The following is a 19,979-nucleotide window of genomic DNA, read 5'->3' as shown; positions in this document are numbered from 1 at the left end:
CATGAATAGACAAAGCCACTACTACCGACAAGTGCAGCTACTACTCAGGATTATTCCTTTTGTTGCGCAGCACGACTGTTTCGCTCTCAAAGGTGGAACCGCTATCAATTTGTTCGTTCGTGATTTTCCTCGACTTTCGGTTGATATCGACTTAGTTTTTCTGCCCATGATGGAGCGGAATGAAGCCCTGCAGACCATCAAGAGCAACCTAGAAACCCTGGCCTCCACGATAACGGCTAACATCGGCAATACTCGTGTTGTTCGCGCCTTCCTGTATAAATCAGATGCTCTGCGTTTATTGGTGGAGCGAGATAATGTTCAAATCAAAATTGAACTATCCCCTGTACTACGCGGTACGGTTTACGATCCCCAAGTCATGCCAGTAAGTGAAGCCGTTGAGGATGAGTTCGCTTTTGCAGAAATGCCCGTAGTGAGTTTTGCCGATTTATACGCGGGGAAAATCTGTGCAGCACTGGATCGTCAACACCCGAGGGATCTTTTCGACGTCAAGCAACTACTTGATAACGAGGGACTCAGCGATGAGCTTCGCAAAGCCTTATTGGTTTATATTATTAGCCACCCACGTCCTATTGCCGAACTACTTAGACCAAACTTCAAGGACATTTCAGGTGTTTATGAAGGAGAGTTTCGGAATATGACCGATCAAGACATTCCCCAGGCGGAACTCGAAGCAACTCGCGAGCAGCTGGTGAGGATCATAAACTCGTCTTTGACGCCTCAAGAGCGATCATTTTTACTGTCTTTCAAAAATCGTTCACCCGACTGGTCTCTTTTGGAGCTTTCAGGAATCGACCAGTTACCTGCTGTTCGTTGGAAAATGCAAAATCTGGCCAAAATGAACCCAGAGAAACATTCCGAAGCTTACCATCGGCTTCAACAAATATTGACGAGATAAATGCCCCACCCTAAACGGGACAGGGCTCTAACTTTACTCAAGCAACTTTTCTCTGCTCAATCCACCACAGCAGATCTGAAAGCCGCCAAGCCACACAATGGGCGCTCAGCCTGACCCGTTGGGGGGCTAAGCCTTGCCGTTCCATCATCCACCACTGAGTGCGACTGACACCAGTGATCATCTTACGGTCAGCCTCTCTGACCAGTCGCTCACACTGACCTGATTGACTGAGCACTTGAGTACGAACTTCTTCACTAGGCAAAACGAAGGTTTGTTCACTCATTACATTTTCCTCCGAAGACTGACTGGGAAAAGTGGGAAACTGGGATATAAGCTGTGCTAGTCATCAATTTCTAACTCCTGTATCCCTGCAAAAATTCGGTCTGGCAAGAGTGCAAAAAAACGTCTCGATCTGCCATTTACCATAAGCTTTAACGTTGCACGTTCGGGCTCATTGGTAGTGAGCCATCCTCGTTGGAGCAAAGGCATTACCTCGCGCATATACTGCCCAGGCATTTCCAACTGGCGCAAAAACTGGCTTTTATCAATGAGCCATTGCCGCTCGCCATTAACATCTCTGGAATATCCGAGCAACGAAGCAGTATTCTGCTGCCCCATAGGAGATAGAGCCTTTTCCCATTTTGGCAGCAAGACTTTTAAGCGGGCCAAGACCTGATGTTCCTCTGTGTTCATGACGTGGCCACGAGCTGCTAACCACTGACCCAAGACTTGTTTCACAGAATCAATAGACTCCTCCTCATCCCAAGGCACCAAATAATTGCGCGAAGCTAAAGCAAGCGCAGTAGCGACCAGAGCAAAGCGTTGCAATACCCGAATCACTTGGGAAGACATACTACTGGTACGCCATTGATCAACCAGCCGCTGAATCTCTGATTTGGTATAATGAGCAAGCTCATAGGTTGATGTCAGAAGATTCATCCATTCGGGAAATAAGCTTCCGTAGTATCGGCTGGTCTGAGACTTCACATGATCGACAAACAATTGAGGACGTTGAAAGCGATGCAATACATCAAAAGCTCCGAACTGACCAAATACCGGGATTTCGACCAAACGAATCTGTTGCCCAGCCTTAGGCCGTTTGCCAAGCGATTCAAATACCTCTGACAACCATACTTCACCAGTACTCAATGCCAACGTTCGCCAGTGGGATGGTTTTGCTAATCCCCCACTCTCTGTAGCCCGCAATTTACTGGTACCGGCGACAATATGATAAGTTGCAATATCAACATCCTCAGGACGCGCTAAGCCAATTTCATCAAGCCCCAGCATCATATCGTGTTGTTCAGCGGCAACAGCCGCCAAGCCATTGGCCGTCGAAATCCAACTGCGGACGAAAGATCTATCACTATAGACAGATGCTGCCAGTTCAAGCAGCGATGTCTTGCCAGTCGACGAAGGCCCTACCAAATGAAAAATACCATTCTCTACTGCGGCGGGATGCAGTAGCGGTGCAGACAGTGCCACGCCCACCACAAAAATCATCAGCGGATTTCCAACACACAAGGCCCCAACCTGAGACTGCCACTGTGCTAAAGTACCAGTGCGTTTAAGCATCGACTCATTGAGCTGACCCGAGTAATAGTATGGTTCTGAGTTTGTACCAACGCACCAATCCTGAGTGACATAAACACTGTCATGCCATCCTGTTGAATCGACACAAATTCCCGCAGGGGCTTTTAGAATCTCTTGTAGCAAATAGCGCTGCAAACGCGACCAGCTTTGTGGATAGGGCTCTAACCAATAGCCAGAATCAATCAGGGCGTCCCTAATCAAGCGAGACTGGTCACCATGTAATACCCGGTTGAATACTATGTCCTGTAGCAAAACGCCATCCATGTTGCGCCACTGGATTAACGCACCAAACCCATGCTTCTTGGATTGCTTTCGAGTTCTGGCGATTACTTTTATCCACCCACCTACAACTTGGCGCTCTTCTTTTTCCAGACATTCAAGGTGAGTCTCTGTAAGATGAAATCCCATTCTTACCTCCCGCCAATTAGAGCTCAGCCATCCAGCGACGAACATCTCTCGCTCTAAACCTGACGGCCTTACCTTCTGGATTGGGCTTGATGGGCTGCGGAAACTTGCCTGCTTTGACATAACGGCGCAAAGTGGGCTGGGACAGTTTGGTTAGTGAACACACTTCTTCATACGTGAGTAGATTGTTCAGTAATGCGATATTCATATGCTGGTATCTCCCATAACATCTTGATTTGTCATGAGCGATCATACCGTTCACCGAGTACAATCCTCGCCGCTAGAATTGTCCATTTTGGGCACATTGAGCGATATTTATCGGTGCTGCAAATACAGGAATGAGAACAAAGAATTAAAACTATTGACTCACAAACCAGAATATAACAAATTGAATTTTAATGGCTAAACCTAAACCGTTACATGTCACGTTGTTCATTCGTGACATGTAACACCAGAATTTTTATTCTAAACACTCACAGAAATGTTCAGAATATTCATGGAGAGCGCTATGGCTAAAACACTGAAACAAATGCTGGAAGAACAGCCTGAGCATATCGTTGCGGCGGCGGGAGAAAAGGCATCATTGATACTGGCAGAGCTGGATAAGAACCTATCCCAAAAGGGATTTATTCCAAACAATGAGGCCACAAGCAAAATGCAACATGGCCTCGTAGTTTTCGATTTTCTTTTCCCAACGAACAAGCAATCTACGATAACGGTTTAGCCAGCTATGAGTTCGCTCCACAACCCAACGATGAGCCTTAAAATCATCCGATTGCTTCAAGCTCGCGGCCTCTTCAGCACGTGATTGAACATGGGGAATGTAGTTCAAAGCAACCAGTTCATCATGTAACCACTGGCCTGTATAACCTTTGTCTAGGTACAAAGGTACTTTCAGCGGCGGCCGATAACACTCTAGTGCATCTAATGTTTGAAGTACCAGCTTAATGTCGTGGACGTTTGCGCCATCGCTAACAACAGCCAGTGGCAATCCATTCGCATCCGTCAACAAACTGCGTTTTACGCCTTGTTTCGCACGGTCTGTTGGGTTCTTACCTGTTTTTTTGAGCCAGCTAAAGGTGCTTTAGTTTGGCACCCGTCCATTGATATGGAACTCCAATCAACCCCTTCGTAAATCAGGCCATTTTGCCAAAATCGCTCAAAGACTCCTGCATCTCGCCACTCTTGAAAACGACGATGTGCAGAGCTAGAGGAACAAATACCTGTCGCGTTAAGCGCATTCCACTGACAACCAGTTCTGAGAACAAAGAGGATGCCGTTCATAGCATCACGATTATCGACTCTCTTTCGATGTGTTCCTAGAGGATGGTTCGTCTTGTGGATTGGTAAAAGCGGCTCAATTTTTGCCCAAAGGGCGTCAGAGATTAGGTATTGTGTCGAATTCATTTACAGTATTTTCAATAGGTGTTGATTTACTCAGACAACACCTATTGAGATAGGTTCTAAGGGAAAACAGCCCGAAGAAACAGGGAAAATGGATGGAAGTGATGAAAGTTAATCGTCACTAAAGGTCCGGAAGTCATAATCATAGCTTCCCAAAAGGCATTGTCTCTGTTGCCGACGCTTCGCTGGCGTTTCCCGAGCAATGCTATGCCGCTGCTTGAACATCAACACGATAATCACTGAAGCGCTCAATCCTAACGCTGCTGGCCATTGAAAACACAGCAGAACAAACCATGCGAACGCCATAAGCCTTGGAAAGCGCATGCACCAACCAAGCACATGCCAGAACCACACGACTAAGGGCAAACAAAGCAGAAACCAAGCAAAACTAGTATTGCCATACGCTGCTAATCCGATGACAAAAACCAGCATAACGAGAATATTACTCAGGTGTTTCATCATCAGACCCTCTCTAAAACTTTCACATGTGAAAGTCAGCACGTTTAAATGAGTGTGACTACAGACTAACACCACATTGAAAAATGCAAGTTCCAGCCACTAATCGCCACCCTTGGAGTTCATCTTGTTGGCTCTGTAACTGTATAAACTCCAGACGAACACCAGCGTGAAAAACACCCAGAGCCCAAACATCCCCCATTCAAAAGCTGTCATCCTTTTTCCTCTCACAGTTAGTTCTCAATAAATCATGGTCCCGACACAGAGAAAAAACAATAACCAAATGAAAAATAATAACTTTGTTCCGTTAGAACATTTTACGAAAACACAAAGGACAACATTCCACACTGGAAAATATCTGATTATTCCCGCCCAATACCTAGCCAATAACTTTCCACATAACTATCTATCTGGAATGTTGCTCATCAAATTCCACATAAGTGGAATATCACGGCTAAATCATCGGCTGGAATAAATCGGCTGGGACTCCTATCTATCTGGAATCTTAGTTCCAACATTCCCCTCTGGATTACTGTCACTTATATTCCAAAGTGACGAGAGTTTATTCTTGCTATGGAATGAACTTGAAAAGCTTCCTATCTATCTGGAATTTCAGGGAAGAAAGCGATGATTCCTGCTCTCATCGTTCATCAAACCAAAACTCCGATCATAAGACTTGAGCTACATGTGGGTTATCAAAAAGCCACCGAAAAGCCATCTCTCAGTCATAGGCGTTAACGAACACAGGGCGGTGATACCCGCCTTCCATCAAAAAGCGGTCTGTTGGTGGCTTTTCAGTACAATATCGAACTGACGGACAGCTTGGGAAATTGCTGGCCAATTGCTGGATAACGACATGGCCATCTGATAGTGCAAGCCTTTGACTACTTCAGTCAGTAGACTGTGGGCACGGCATTTAAAAGCCAGCTTAACGCTCTGAACATCAAAGGCGGAATGATTTAGACCAAGACAGCGCCTAGAAAATCGCCGTTCAGAACCGTAAAATGCAATTTCAACTCACAAAATGTCATTCTGATATAAAGATTTATGGTATGCTTCAGCGATATTTACTAACCCCAATTTACTAGAGGCCTAGCCATGATCCGCTGCCATCTTGCCCGCATGATGGGCGAACACAAGATGCGTATTGCCGACGTCGCCAGAGAAACAGGGCTCAGTCGCGCAACGGTGACTTTGCTCTACAAAGAGACAGCCCAGAAAGTGGATCTGGAAGCCATAGAGAAGCTGTGCCTGCTGTTTGAATGCCAAGTAGGTGATCTGCTTGAGCTGACAACAGCATGAGGATAGCCTCTAAAGCCACATAAACTAGGTATAAAAGCACACATAAACGAATGAAAACGAGAAAAGAATCATGACAAGTGCACAACAACGCGCCGCCCTGCAACGTCAAATTTGGGCCATTGCCAACAAAGTACGTGGTGCAGTAGACGGCTGGGACTTTAAGCAATACGTACTGGGCACGCTTTTCTATCGCTTTATTAGCGAAAATTTTCGTGCCTACATCGAAGCAGGGGATGAGAGTATTAACTATGCCGAACTGCCCGACAGTGTAGTTACACCTGATATCAAAGATGATGCCATCAAAACTAAGGGGTACTTTCTTTACCCAAGTGAACTGTTCGAAAACCTGGTCAAAGACGCTCATAACAATCCAAGTCTCAATATCGAACTTGCAGATGTTTTCAAGGCCATTGAAGCATCTGCCAGTGGCTACCCGTCAGAAAACGACATTAAGGGCCTGTTTGCCGATTTCGATACGACCAGTAACCGCTTAGGTAATACAGTAAAAGATAAAAACAGTCGCTTAGCCGAGGTACTTAAAGGCGTAGCGGAACTGGATCTTGGCGACCTTCATAACAGTGACTTTGATATGTTTGGTGACGCCTACGAGTTTTTGATCTCGAGCTACGCCGCGAACGCTGGTAAATCCGGTGGTGAATTCTTCACGCCACAACATGTTTCCAAGCTGATTGCGCAGCTTGCCATGCACAAGCAAACCAGTGTCAATAAAATATACGATCCAGCCTGTGGCTCAGGTTCTTTGCTGCTGCAAGCAACCAAACATGTCGGGCCTTACGTTATTGAAGAGGGCTTCTTCGGTCAGGAAATCAACCACACCACCTACAACCTGGCTCGGATGAACATGTTTTTGCACAACATCAACTATGACAAGTTCAACATCCAACTCGGCAACACGCTGACAGACCCACACTTTGGTGACGACAAGCCCTTTGATGCCATCGTCTCCAACCCGCCGTACTCAGTAAAATGGGTAGGAGCAGACGACCCTACCCTGATCAACGATGATCGCTTTGCGCCTGCTGGCGTGCTTGCGCCTAAATCCAAAGCCGACTTTGCTTTTGTGCTTCATGCGCTCAGTTACCTTTCTAGTAAAGGCCGCGCGGCGATTGTTTGTTTTCCGGGTATTTTTTATCGCGGTGGTGCTGAGCAGAAAATCAGAAAGTATCTAGTAGATAATAACTTTGTAGAAACCGTGATTTCTCTGGCGCCCAACCTGTTCTACGGCACGACCATCGCGGTAAATATCCTGGTACTAGCTAAAAATAAGACCACCACAGATACCCAATTTATTGACGCTAGTGGGTTGTTTAAGAAAGAGACGAATAACAACCTCCTTACCGATGATTACATCAAGCAGATCATTGGGGTGTTTGATAGTAAAGAGAACATCGAACACTTTGCCAGAACAGTACCTTTTGAGCGAGTGGTCGAAAACGACTATAACCTGTCAGTCAGCAGCTATGTGCAAGCCAAAGAAACTCGTGAAGTAGTGGATATAAACCAACTCAATATCGAGTTAAAAACAACTGTCGACAAAATTACCCAGCTACGCGAAGACATTGATGCGATTGTGGCCCAAATCGAGAGCGACGAAAACGAAGGTGAGGAGCATACAGCATGAGCGTCGTTAACTTCATGGAAAACCTGCTGGCTGGAGCTGAGATTGGATGGCCTCTACTAGGTGAGGTAACTAAGTATGAACAGCCAACAAAATACCTTGTTAAAGCGAAAAATTATAGTGATGAATTTGCCATTCCTGTTCTGACTGCTGGCAAAACATTTATTCTAGGTTATACAGATGAGACAAGCGGCATTTATAACGCCTCAGAAAGTCCTGTAATAATTTTTGATGATTTCACAACCGCTAATAAATGGGTTGATTTTGATTTTAAGGCCAAATCATCGGCAATGAAGATGATTTCATCAAGTGACGAAACTAAATATTTGCTGAAATATGTTTACTATTGGCTGAATACGCTACCAAGTGAACTCGTAGAGGGAGATCATAAACGTCAGTGGATTAGCAATTATGCAAATAAAAAAATCCCCATTCCCTGCCCAGAAAACCCAAAAAAATCGCTGGAAATCCAGGCCGAAATCGTCCGAATTCTGGACGCATTTACCGAGCTGACCACTGAGCTGACCACTGAGCTTAACCTGCGCAAAAAACAATACCACTACTACCGCGACCAGTTATTAAGTTTTGAAGAAGGAGAAGTGGAGTGGAAGACGTTGGGTGAAGTGGCTGAGTATTCAAAGGAGCGTATTAGTTACTCAGAATTAGATGGCAGTAATTATGTTGGTGTTGAAAGCTTACTTCAGAATCGAGCTGGAAAAATAGACTCCACTCGAACTCCAGGTAGTGGAAATCTCACACAATACAATCCTGCAGATATATTAATAGGGAATATACGTCCTTATTTGAAGAAGATATGGTATGCAGATCGGGTAGGCGGTACAAATGGTGATGTTCTTGTGATTCACACTACTGATACAGCTATAAGTCCTCGTTATTTGTATCAAGTATTGGCGGACGACAAGTTTTTTGAATACAACATGCAGCATGCGAAAGGTGCAAAAATGCCACGCGGAAATAAGCCAAAAATCATGGAGTATTTGGTTCCAGTTCCATTTGCTAGCAATAGAGAGAAATCTCTTTCTGAGCAAGAACGCATCGTTACTATCCTCGACAAATTCGATGCTCTGACCAACTCCATTACGGAAGGCTTACCCCGCGAAATTGAATTGCGTCAGAAGCAATACGAGTATTACCGCGATTTATTGCTGAGCTTCCCGAAGCCGAAAACAGAGGTAGCCGCCTGATATGAGCAAAACACTAACCGAAGTAGCTGAGGAATTAAAAGCCAGCGACAAAAAGACACAGTTGATATATGCATTTAATGGCACAGGTAAAACGCGTTTGTCGCGCGAGTTTAAAGAGCTTATTTCCCCAAAGAACGCAGGCGAAGAAGGTGATGATGAAACAGAGCCTACGCGCAACAAAATCCTTTATTACAATGCATTCACTGAAGATTTATTTTATTGGGATAATGATTTACAAGGCGACAGTGAGCCCAAATTAAAAATTCAGCCAAACAGCTTTACTAACTGGATTCTTAAAGAGCAAGGGCAAGACCAAAATATCATTGCTAACTTTCAGCGTTATGCGAATGACAAGCTAACACCACGGTTTAATCAAGAATATAAAACCGAAGACAAAGATGGTAACGAAGTCACAATAAAAGAATTTTCAGAAGTAACCTTCTCTCTTGAACGTGGCGATAATGATCAATCTGGTAACCTGAAAATTTCCAAAGGCGAAGAAAGTAACTTTATCTGGAGTATCTTTTACACTTTATTGGATCAGGTAATTACTATTCTCAATGTGGCTGAGCCTGGTGAGCGTGAATCCAATCAGTTTGATCAGTTGGAATATGTGTTTATTGATGACCCTGTTAGCTCTCTTGATGAAAACCACTTGATTGAATTGGCTATCGACTTGGCAGAGTTAATACGGTCTAGTGAATCAGGGCTTAAATTCATTGTATCCACTCATAATCCATTGTTTTACAACGTTCTTTACAATGGCATTAAAGCCAAGAATGGGTATATTCTCAAGCGTTATGAAGACGGTACTTTCGACATGGAAGGCAAGCAAGGCGACTCGAATAAGAGCTTCTCTTACCACTTGTATATCAAACGCTTAATTGAGCAGGCCATCGAAAAAAATGAAGTTCAACGCTACCATTTTACGCTACTTCGAAACCTGTACGAAAAAGCAGCCAACTTTTTAGGCTACCCTCAGTGGTCAGATTTATTACCTGAGAACAAACAGTCTTATTCTAGGTTGGTTATGAATTTTTACAGCCATCGAACTTTATCAAACGAAGAAGTAGCCGAACCAACAGAACCCGAAAAACAAACAGTGAAGTTGTTATTGGATCATTTAAAGGATGAATATGGTTTCTGGAAGCAGGAAGAACAACATGGTTAATTACACAAAGCCCATCGCCGAATCGAATCGGTTTATCGTACTTGACAGATACCGCCAAGAATGGAAAGTCGCTGAAAGTTACCAGAGTGAAGGCGATCTCGAGCGGGAACTGATCCAGGATTTGTCCAACCAAGGCTATGAATACCTACCTGCTCTGAATAACCCAGAAGCCATGCTGACGAATGTGAGGGAACAACTGCAATCCCTCAACAATGTAGAGTTTTTAGAGGGTGAGTGGAAGCGCTTCGTTGAAACCTACTTGGACAAACCCAGCGATACCATCGTAGATAAAACCCGTAAGATCCACGACGACTATATCCACGACTTTGTTTTCGACGATGGCCGCATCAAAAACATCTACCTGGTTGATAAAAAGAATATCGCACGCAATAAAATGCAAGTGGTTAAGCAGTTCGAGCAAACTGGTAGCCATGCCAACCGCTACGATGTGACCATATTGGTGAATGGTCTACCGCTGGTGCAACTCGAGCTTAAAAAGCGTGGCGTCGCCATTCGAGAAGCGTTTAACCAAGTGCATAGATACAGCAAAGAGAGCTTTAACAGCGAGCATTCGTTGTTCAAATATTTGCAGTTGTTTGTTATCTCAAACGGCACCGACAGTCGATATTTTGCTAATACAACTCAGCGTAATAAAAACAGTTACGACTTCACTATGAACTGGGCGAGGTCAGACAACACGCTGATCAAAGACCTAAAAGACTTCACAGCTACCTTTTTGCAAAAGCACACGCTACTGAACGTCCTACTGCACTATTCGGTATTTGACGTAAGCGATACCTTGCTGGTAATGCGTCCTTATCAGATTGCAGCAACTGAACGCATTTTATGGAAAATTAAAAGTTCGTTTGAAGCTAAAAATTGGTGCAAGCCAGAAAGCGGCGGCTTTGTCTGGCATACCACAGGCTCAGGTAAAACCTTAACCAGCTTTAAGGCCGCCCAGTTGGCCACTGAATTGGAGTTTATCGACAAGGTGTTCTTTGTAGTCGACCGTAAAGATCTCGATTACCAGACCATGAAGGAATACCAGCGATTTTCACCCGATAGTGTGAATGGCTCCGATAGTACAGCAGGCTTAAAACGAAACCTGGACAAGGATGATAATAAGATCATCGTGACAACTATCCAGAAACTCAACAATCTAATGAAAAGCGAAGGCGACCTGTCTATTTATAACAAGCAGGTAGTTTTTATCTTCGATGAGTGTCACCGCAGCCAGTTTGGTGAAGCCCAGAAGAACTTGAAGAAAAAGTTTAAACGCTTCTATCAGTTTGGTTTTACTGGTACGCCAATCTTCCCGCAAAATGCATTAGGAGCTGAAACCACTGCCAGCGTGTTTGGCCGGGAATTGCATTCTTATGTCATCACCGATGCCATCCGCGATGAAAAGGTGCTCAAATTCAAAGTGGACTACAACGATGTGCGCCCGCAGTTTAAGGATATAGAAACCGAACAGGACGAGAATAAACTTAGTGCATTGGAGAACAAACAGGCACTGCTGCACCCGGAGCGAATTAGGGAGATATCTCAGTACATTCTGAACAACTATCGCCAGAAAACACATCGTCTGCAAGCGAACGGGAAAGGGTTTAATGCGATGTTTGCAGTAAGCAGCGTGGATGCCGCCAAACTGTACTACGAATCGCTCAATAAGTTGCAATCTGGTAGCGAAAGACCGCTAAAAATTGCCACGATTTTTTCCTTTGCCGCTAATGAAGAGCAAGATGCTATTGGTGATATAGCGGATGAAAGCTTTGAAGTGTCGGCGATGAACAGTAGCGCCAAGGAGTTCTTAAGTGCGGCCATTGCCGACTATAACGCATACTTCAAGACCAATTTCAGTATCGACAGTAACGGCTTCCAGAACTACTACCGTGACTTGGCAAAGCGAGTAAAAGCCAAAGAAATCGATTTGCTGATTGTGGTTGGCATGTTCCTCACTGGTTTCGATGCACCAACACTAAATACTTTGTTCGTTGATAAGAACTTGCGTTACCACGGATTAATGCAAGCCTATTCGCGTACCAACCGCATTTATGATGCGACCAAAACCTTTGGCAACATCGTCACCTTCCGTGATTTGGAAAAAGCCACTGTCGATGCCATCACTCTGTTTGGTAATAAAAATACCAAAAATGTCGTGTTGGAAAAGAGCTACACAGAATACATGGAAGGCTTTACCGATATTGTTACCGGTGAAGCTCGGCGCGGATTTATGGATGTGGTAAGCGATCTAGAGCAACGCTTTCCTGATCCGGCCAACATTGAAAAAGAATCGGACAAAAAGGCGTTTGCAAAACTCTTTGGCGAATTCCTGCGCATCGAGAATATCCTGCAAAACTACGATGAGTTTGCCAGTCTGAAGGCCTTACAAACCTTGGATATGAGTGATCCGGAGGCTGTGGAAGCGTTTAAAGCCGAGCACTATCTGGATGATGAAAAACTGGCAGAGTTGCAAACCATACGTCTCCCAGCCGAGCGCAAGGTTCAGGATTACCGCTCTACTTACAACGACATTCGTGAGTGGCAGCGCCGCCAAAAATCAGCCGAAGAAAAAGAGAAATCCACCATCGACTGGGATGACGTGATATTTGAGGTTGACCTGCTCAAGTCGCAAGAAATCAATCTCGATTACATTCTGGAGCTGATCTTCGAGCACAACAAGAAGAACAAGAATAAAACGGACTTGGTAGAAGAAGTTCGCCGCGTGATCCGCGCTAGCCTCGGTAACCGTGCCAAAGAAAGCCTAGTGGTAGATTTCATCAATGAAACCGACCTCGATCAGATTGGCAACAAAGCCAGTGTAATCGAAGCTTTTTTCTCCTTCGCCCAAGCCGAGCAACGACGCGAAGCAGAGGAACTGATAAACGCAGAAAAACTGAATGCTGAAGAAGCCAGACGCTATATAACCACTTCACTAAAACGGGAGTATGCCAGCGACGCAGGAACTCAGTTGAATGCTATTCTGCCCAAAATGAGCCCATTAAATCCGCAATATCTCACCAAGAAACAGAGTGTCTTTCAAAAGATCGCTGCATTTGTTGAGAAGTTCAAAGGTGTGGGTGGAAAAGTTTAATAGAGGATAACGAAAATTGGTGGTTTGTATTCTCACAGCATACTTCGGTATCCAGTATGCTATTGAACAACTCTCTGAGAATTGACTGTGTTACACTTACTGGCAGATCATCTATCGCTGGGAGAAGTAGCGGAAACCTGAATACATACGAAAATTTTCCCAGTTTCCCACTTCTCCCAGTTTGTAATTATGGCTAGTAGTTTCTTAGAACTATCCAGTAATGAGATCGTCTATGTGGGTAGTAAATTGGGTAGTGAATATAACAATAAGACCCCAAAAAATATATAAGCCATTGTTTTTATTTGGATAGTGAATTTTAGTTTATAAGCAGATCCAGAATATTGAGTAATCACTAGCGATTCTCAGCACTGACGTTCAGACAGATAGAGATAGCTCGAGCGCTATACATTAAGCTGCCTCTATCTGCTTACCCTATACTCGCTCAGCCATTATTTGCCCTACATTTGAGGCTCGTGGCGACAAAAGACACGCATCGGTCTCTAGCCTACCGCCAATTTCGCCGCTTGCTGCCACATAAAGTTTGGCATCGGAGTGACTAGCTCCCACGTAATATCCATCGGCTGAGAGCCGGTGTGTGAGATATAATTCACTTCGCCAAAATTCACAAATCCCATGGTACGCCCGAATTCATCTTTAGTTTGCTCACGTACAAACAAAAACAGGCGCTTCCCTATCTTTTGATGTTGAATGTAACCGTCATTCCGCAGCCAATTAATGAATTAAAATAGTGTGATCCAGCGATCATTTGCAGCTTTTAGTGTCACATATGTCTTGACCGTGATCCCCAGCTTTGATCTATTACTGTTATTTAACGGTCGCTTACTATGCCTGCTCCTCAACCCGTCATCAAACGTCTCGATCACCTAGGGCTAATCGCTGCTTTCTGTCGTGAAGTTGGCTTACCAGATATTATCGATCGTATCATTCCTAAGTACTCCGAGCACAAGGTTTCACATGGTGATGCCGTCTTAGCGATGATCCTAAATGGGCTGGGTTTTCACAGTAGAACCCTGCATATGTTTTCCGACTTTTTCGAAACGAAGCCTGTTTCCAAATTGCTAGCCAAAGACATTGAAGCGCACCATTTAACGGATGATGTCCTTGGGCGCACGCTTGATGCTTTATATGAAGCGGATGTGTCCGCACTTTATCAAGCGATTGCTGAGCATGTTGTTGATAAACTGGGACTTAAAACGGACTCTGTCCATCTTGATATCACAAGCTTTCATGTTGATGGAGAATACGCCCAAGACGACGATATCAATGCGATTAAACTGGTAAAAGGCTACAGCCGAGACCACCGTCCAGAGCTAAACCAAGTGGTCCTTGAGCTGATTTGTGAAAATCAAGCAGGCCTGCCTGTTTACATGCAAGCACTCAGTGGTAACACCAATGATGCGAAGGCGTTTTCTGAGGTCACTAAGAAGCATATTCACTGTTTAAAAGCGGCTCAAAATAGCCGCTATTTTATCGCCGATGCCGCCCTGTATACAGAAGACAGCATTCGCTCTTTGGATGAACAAAAACAGAAATTCATTACTCGTGTGCCAATGACGATTAAGTCTGCCAAAGAAGCCTTGCTGGCGCTTAGACCTGAACAGTTAACTCATATCGGTAACGGCTATTCAGGTTGCTGGATTGACGCTAACTATGGCGCAGTCACTCAAAAATGGTTGTTGGTTCATAGCGAGCAAGCGACGAAGCGAGAAGAAATAACGTTCTACAAGAACTTAGATAAAAATGCCGCCAAAGAGCTGAAAGCCCTGGGCCAACTTATGAAAAAAGAGTTTGCTTGTGCAATAGATGCCGAGCAGGCAATGGATGACTTTGCAAGCCAATGTCACCTCATTGGCTTTGCACAAAAAACCATCATTAAAGAGGCTGTCTATGCGGGTCGTGGTCGCCCTAAAAAGGGAGCTAAGCCAACAGGATATCGCTATTTTATTGATGCCACGCCTTATACCGATCTAGATAAAGTGAAACTGGCTAAGCTTAAAGTGGGTATGTTTATCCTCGCTACCAACGATACTGATAGTGCGGATCTGACCATGGCTGCATTGCTTGAACATTACAAATCCCAACAAAAAGTAGAGCGCGGCTTTCGTTTTTTGAAAAGCCCCGAGTTCTTAACGTCTTCGATCTTCTTAAAAAAACCTCAACGCATTGAGGCTCTGCTCATGATAATGACGCTTAGCCTTCTTGTTTACGCAAGTCTAGAGCACAAAATCAGAGAGCAACTTAACAAGACAGAAGCGTTCTTCCCAAGCATGGTGAAGAACAAAACAACGACTAAACCGACGGCACGTTGGGTATTCTTAAAATTTGAAGGGATCGACACACTCGAACTCGACGGTCAGAGCTTCATTACCGGTGTACGAGAACATCAACTACGATTGCTGAAACTGTTGGGTCAGTTATACGAAGCGGTTTATTCCTAAATTAGGTGCGGAAACTCGGATGTAATCTTTGCCGCGGCCTTTATCAGGGCGCGAGCTGTTTTGCGACTGCCAGTGAAAGCGTGACGCGTTAATCGCATAATCGTGATACATGGTCGTCGGGGAAAATTGCTTTTCATTTTTATCCAAGGTGACAAATAACAGTTCGATGTTTTGATCTTTAAGCGCATAGAGCCCCTCTCGTGCAGGCGGCTGCCGCTCCAACGTGGTAGCGCCAAACCCAACTAGAATTTGCTCACGCGCATATCGAGCATGAAGCCGTAATGGCACATCTGGCAAATCGCCCATACTCAGCTGCTCGTGCTTGGTTTGTGACAGTTTCCAGTCCAACACGTCCATTAATTCTGCTTTGATGCCCAGCTGCCTTAACGCGGCAAAGCTTTGCGCAATGGATGAAAAGCCAAGAGCTGGCCCTGTTTGTTGCCAAACATCATAATGACACATGAGTCGATGCCGTTCGCTACCCGTATCAGGCGCAAAGTCTGTTTGGCAAAGCTGCTTTAAAAACTCTAGATACGCATGATCATCAGTGGTTAAAATCCGCTGAAAAATCGCCTTCTTGATTGCTTTAAGTGCACTTTCATCAACAGGAGAATCATTGACCTGCAGATCTGCTTTGTACACCAATTCTGACCAGCAGCCTCGCTTGTATAGTTCGTTCAAATCAATATGCGGATACAAGGTTAGGAAGTTCGCTAGCGTCAGCGGCAGGTGGGTGTGCTGAGGATATTGCCGAACCATTGCCACTAAGCGTCTTAGCGTTAGCGACGCTTTGCGAATGTTATCCAAGACCATTTCTAGCGTGCGCTTCGTAAGCTCAATACGACAGCCCAAAGGCGCATGGGGGAAGCCTTGTTCAATCTCATGGTTAATCGCTCGAGCGCTCTTGCCCACCAGCGCCCGAAACTTGTTTGCAAAGTCATACTCGGGACGCGAATGACCGACAAAGTCGAGGACGGTGCAGCACTCTTTGCCCTCGGCTAACCGTAAACCGCGGCCTAGCTGCTGAAGGAAAATGGTTAAACTCTCGGTGGGACGCAGAAATAATAAGGTATCGACTTCAGGTATATCGACCCCCTCGTTGAAAATATCAACCACACAAAGCACATTGATCTCACCGGCGCGCAGCGATTGCTGCTTTCGCTGGCGTTCATGCCGATTGTCGCTGGTCAACACATCCGCCTTAAGCCCTTGCAGTGAAAACTGTTGAGCCATGTATTGAGCGTGTTCTTTACTCACACAAAAAGCGAGTGATTTCATACGGCTAAGATCCGTGATGATCTCGTTCATGCTGAGTAATATCTTATCCACCCGGGCTTGGTTGGAGGTATAGAGGTTAGTCAGCTGTGCAATATCATAGCGGCCACGCTGCCAAGGAATGGTCCTCAGATCGGTATCATCATCAATACCAAAATATTGGAATGGGCAAAGATGACGACGATTAATCGCCTCTGGTAACCGAATCTCAGCCGCAATAACGCCACCAAAATCCGCGAGAATATCGCCGCCATCGTGACGCTCAGGTGTCGCCGTCAGGCCCAGTAGTATTGACGGTGAAAAGTGGTGCAAAACCGCTCGATAACTGCTCGCGGCAATATGATGCACCTCATCAATCACAATGTAGTCATAGTAATCGGCCGTCAAGTTGAGCGTATCGAGCTGGTTGTTCAATGTTTGAATCGAGACAAACAACTGGCGGTAATGATCTGGCGTGTGACCACCGACCCACAGCTCACCAAAGGAGCTGTTGCGTAATACTCCCCGATAAGCCGCGCGCGCCTGCTTAAGGATTTCTTCACGATGGGCCACAAATAAAAAGTTGGCATCAGGATGGATTTTCAAAAAACGGGCAAAATCAAACGCAGAAATCAGTGTCTTACCTGTCCCTGTTGCCGCCACCACGAGATTACGAAAACGCTGATGCGTATGACGCTCAACCGTCAGCTGCTCCAGAATTTCATGTTGGTGTGGGAAAGGAGAGAGATCGAAGAAAAACGTAGTACCATCTTCTTCGCCACCACGCTGCTGCCGAAGGGCCTGATTCAGTTTTTCGGTACTTTTTACATCCCCGTCAAACCGCTCAAATTCATTCGACGCCCAATACGTTTCAAAAGTGCTGAGTGATTTATTGATAATATGGGGGATTTCTTGCGAGGTGATTTTAAGGTTCCACTCCAACCCATTCGTCAGTGCAGAATGTGAAAGGTTTGAAGACCCGATATAACCGGTGTGATAGCCGGTCTCGCGTAAAAACAAATAGCTTTTTGCATGCAGACGCTCGCGCTCGGTATTGTAGCTTAACTTCACCTCGGTATTGGGTAGACTGGCTAAATACTCCATCGCTTTCGCGTCTGTCGCGCCCATGTATGATGTGGTGATGACCTTTAACTCGCGACCACTGCGGGTAAATTCTTCCAGCTCTTTACGAAAAATTCTTATCCCCGCCCATTTGATGAATGATACCAACCAATAGATTTTGTCTGCGGATAAAATCTCTCTTTTCAGCTCTGACTCCAATGAAAGACCCGCATTACTGCCACAAAAAAGCTCACTTTGCGTTAAGCCGGTGAGTGGGAAAATATCTTGCACATAGCGCGCTAAATCAGATGCTATCGGGTTTTCAAACTCATAAAGGGCCGTCAGGATTTTCCCCTGACTCGCGAGCAGGTTATCGTCGATAATGTCTTTATCGTGGATCTGGGTTTTCAGCCACAGCAAGAATTGGTTAGATAGTGTGATTTGCTGCTCTAGGCGATCGTCACTGGCAGGCACGGCGTCGAGCACATGGTGCAAAACATGCGATAAAAAGCGAGACAACCAAACTGACGCCTCGTTGCTGGTAAGCGTCCGCTCGCCAACATAGAATCGCTCTCGATCAATACGGCTCTCAATAAGCTGCGTGACCAGCTGCTCGTAAATTCCGATCTGCTGCATTTTTTCCTTCCACGCTATAAGCCTGCATCACCTTACAAACCACGGGTTGTAGGCGCTATGAAAGGATCACTTTTCTATACTTTTCAAACAATAGCAACAAAGAGTTAAGTCACACTCTCGTCTGAGGTCTACACAAAGTGACGTCACAGGTAACAATGTGTAGACCTAAAGGCGGGCATAAAGGCTTTCAACCAATCAAAACTCAACGATATTTTTTGCTAACAACACTGGGTCTGCCTGGGGTGGACCCAATCATTTAAGCAAACCACTCAAGCGATTTAACAGTGCTTTACGACGGCTATTAGCGGCTATAAAGCGCTTAAACCTCTGTTCAAAGGACGCAGGATTATCGTGAAGCTGATAGGCCTCAAAGAGCTGATGCAAATAGCGTGATGCCGCATCATAGCCAGTGGGGCAAGTGCGATCCGCTTGCTCGTGCGCTTGCTGCCAGTAATGGTCACGCTGGTTGTAGAGATCTATTAAGGCTTGTTCTTTTTCTGCTTTTTCAAGCGCTAGTTTTTTTGCAAGTGCCTCGGCTTGTTGTTGCTCAAACTGTCTTTGTGCGGTTGCAATATAGGGAGCCACGAGGTCGGGGTTTAACCAATACTGATAAGTTTCGTCTTTGTTGGCTGGTTCTTTTCGCGTCAGTGCTACGGCTTGGTGACGAGTTAATTGGCCTCGCTCAAACAACGTGCGTAATAGTGTGTTTTTTTCCGCTTCCGTGAGCGTTTTGAGCCAATCTTCAAACTGCAACTGGGTGTGTTTGGCTGGGTGACTGGGTAGTTCATTCAGCGCCATCATAAGCGCTTTAACCCAAGGTAAGGGAATCGCATACAGCGCAGCAAAAGCCTGTAATCCTTCGCTGAGGCGCTCAAAATCGAATTGGATTAACGGTATCGCGTCAAGCTCATCATCGTCATCTACTGCTTTGAGCCACGCCAAGTACATAAGCCGCCAGTCACCTTGGATTAACTGATTGCGTAGACCGGGTAAATGCTGGAAAAAATCGTCAGCATCTTCATCATCAAAATACGCACCATACTCTTCGATAGAGAAAGTGAGTAATTGCCACTCATCGGTTTGACGAACCTTAAAACCATCGTTCGATAACCCAAGCATGGCATCGGGTATGGTCCCGGCAGGTAGTTTAATGTAGGCATCCATCGAGCCCCAGTTGGCATAGTAAAAACCGATATCGAAGTGCTTTAGCATGATCTCATATGCCTTAGCCTTTAGATCGCTAAAGTTGTAAACCACCTGGAAAGACGTTGCCGTGATATCGGCACGGCTTGAAATGGCTCTGAGGGCTTGGCGCGCGGTGCTGTCTAAATGCCCATCTAAACGCTCGAATTTATAGTATTGATATTCGCTCACAATGTCCTG

14 protein-coding genes and 1 pseudogene are annotated in these 19,979 nt (G+C 45.2%); 7 read left to right on the top strand and 8 right to left on the bottom strand.

What is annotated here, in order from left to right; all coding sequences use genetic code 11:
- The first annotated feature begins 1 nt into the window (after position 1).
- Positions 2-916, top strand: coding sequence for a nucleotidyl transferase AbiEii/AbiGii toxin family protein (locus N7E60_RS00850; RefSeq protein WP_269597887.1), 915 nt, complete (start codon positions 2-4; stop codon positions 914-916).
- Positions 917-953: 37 nt separating this feature from the next.
- Here the strand turns inward: N7E60_RS00850 and N7E60_RS00845 are convergent, their stop codons facing one another.
- The 5 genes from N7E60_RS00845 to N7E60_RS00825 form a co-directional block, all read right to left on the bottom strand.
- Positions 954-1,199 (bottom strand): helix-turn-helix transcriptional regulator, encoded by a 246-nt coding sequence (locus tag N7E60_RS00845; protein ID WP_269597886.1) that lies wholly within the window; start codon positions 1,197-1,199, stop codon positions 954-956.
- Positions 1,200-1,255: 56 nt separating this feature from the next.
- Positions 1,256-2,917, bottom strand: a complete 1,662-nt coding sequence (locus N7E60_RS00840; protein WP_269597885.1) for a DUF927 domain-containing protein — start codon at positions 2,915-2,917, stop codon at positions 1,256-1,258.
- Positions 2,918-2,933: 16 nt separating this feature from the next.
- The gene (locus tag N7E60_RS00835; RefSeq protein ID WP_269597884.1) at positions 2,934-3,122 is read right to left on the bottom strand and encodes a helix-turn-helix transcriptional regulator; all 189 of its coding nucleotides are present in this window, start codon (positions 3,120-3,122) and stop codon (positions 2,934-2,936) included.
- A 402-nt stretch (positions 3,123-3,524) separates the two neighbouring features.
- Positions 3,525-4,321 (bottom strand): IS5 family transposase gene (locus tag N7E60_RS00830; protein ID WP_269597063.1). Its coding sequence is split into 2 segments (ribosomal slippage): positions 3,525-3,980 and positions 3,983-4,321, totalling 795 coding nucleotides; the frame shifts between segments, so codons are not numbered across the junction.
- A gap of 108 nt (positions 4,322-4,429) precedes the next feature.
- Positions 4,430-4,780: a hypothetical protein gene (locus N7E60_RS00825; protein WP_269597883.1), complete on the bottom strand. Its 351-nt coding sequence runs from the start codon at positions 4,778-4,780 to the stop codon at positions 4,430-4,432.
- 1,092 nt (positions 4,781-5,872) lie between these two features.
- Between N7E60_RS00825 and N7E60_RS00820 the strand changes: the two genes are divergently transcribed.
- The 5 genes from N7E60_RS00820 to N7E60_RS00800 all read left to right on the top strand — a co-directional run bounded on the left by N7E60_RS00820 (position 5,873) and on the right by N7E60_RS00800 (position 13,185).
- A complete protein-coding gene (locus tag N7E60_RS00820) occupies positions 5,873-6,076 on the top strand; it encodes a helix-turn-helix domain-containing protein (protein WP_046127246.1) in 204 nt (67 codons plus the stop codon).
- 70 nt (positions 6,077-6,146) lie between these two features.
- Positions 6,147-7,718 (top strand): type I restriction-modification system subunit M, encoded by a 1,572-nt coding sequence (locus N7E60_RS00815; protein WP_269597882.1) that lies wholly within the window; start codon positions 6,147-6,149, stop codon positions 7,716-7,718.
- Positions 7,715-8,920: a restriction endonuclease subunit S gene (locus N7E60_RS00810; protein WP_269597881.1), complete on the top strand. Its 1,206-nt coding sequence runs from the start codon at positions 7,715-7,717 to the stop codon at positions 8,918-8,920. Before N7E60_RS00815 ends, N7E60_RS00810 begins: the two co-directional genes overlap by 4 nt.
- 1 nt (position 8,921) lies before the next feature.
- A complete protein-coding gene (locus N7E60_RS00805; RefSeq protein WP_269597880.1) occupies positions 8,922-10,091 on the top strand; it encodes an ATP-binding protein in 1,170 nt (389 codons plus the stop codon).
- Positions 10,057-13,185 carry an HsdR family type I site-specific deoxyribonuclease gene (locus N7E60_RS00800; RefSeq protein ID WP_269597879.1) on the top strand — a complete coding sequence of 1,043 codons (3,129 nt, stop codon included), beginning with the start codon at positions 10,057-10,059 and terminating at the stop codon, positions 13,183-13,185. Before N7E60_RS00805 ends, N7E60_RS00800 begins: the two co-directional genes overlap by 35 nt.
- Before the next feature lie 500 nt (positions 13,186-13,685).
- On the opposite strand, the pseudogene N7E60_RS00795 reads toward N7E60_RS00800, so the two are convergent.
- Positions 13,686-13,898, bottom strand: a pseudogene (locus N7E60_RS00795) (hypothetical protein); the annotation flags it as partial.
- 132 nt (positions 13,899-14,030) lie between these two features.
- Here N7E60_RS00795 and N7E60_RS00790 point away from each other — a divergent pair.
- Positions 14,031-15,644 (top strand): IS1634 family transposase, encoded by a 1,614-nt coding sequence (locus N7E60_RS00790; protein WP_269597877.1) that lies wholly within the window; start codon positions 14,031-14,033, stop codon positions 15,642-15,644.
- Here N7E60_RS00790 and N7E60_RS00785 read toward each other — a convergent pair.
- Both N7E60_RS00785 and N7E60_RS00780 read right to left on the bottom strand, forming a co-directional pair.
- On the bottom strand, positions 15,621-18,596 hold the full coding sequence (locus tag N7E60_RS00785; protein ID WP_332301851.1) for a DEAD/DEAH box helicase: 2,976 nt from the start codon (positions 18,594-18,596) through the stop codon (positions 15,621-15,623). The genes N7E60_RS00790 and N7E60_RS00785 overlap by 24 nt on opposite strands.
- A gap of 252 nt (positions 18,597-18,848) precedes the next feature.
- Positions 18,849-19,970 (bottom strand): hypothetical protein, encoded by a 1,122-nt coding sequence (locus N7E60_RS00780; protein WP_269597876.1) that lies wholly within the window; start codon positions 19,968-19,970, stop codon positions 18,849-18,851.
- Positions 19,971-19,979 lie beyond the last annotated feature (9 nt).

This window comes from Salinivibrio proteolyticus, from assembly GCF_027286365.1.
In the GTDB taxonomy this organism is placed as follows: Bacteria; Pseudomonadota; Gammaproteobacteria; order Enterobacterales; family Vibrionaceae; genus Salinivibrio; species Salinivibrio proteolyticus.
Note: the sequence above shows the minus strand (reverse complement) of the source record. Positions and strands in the feature narration are given on the sequence as shown.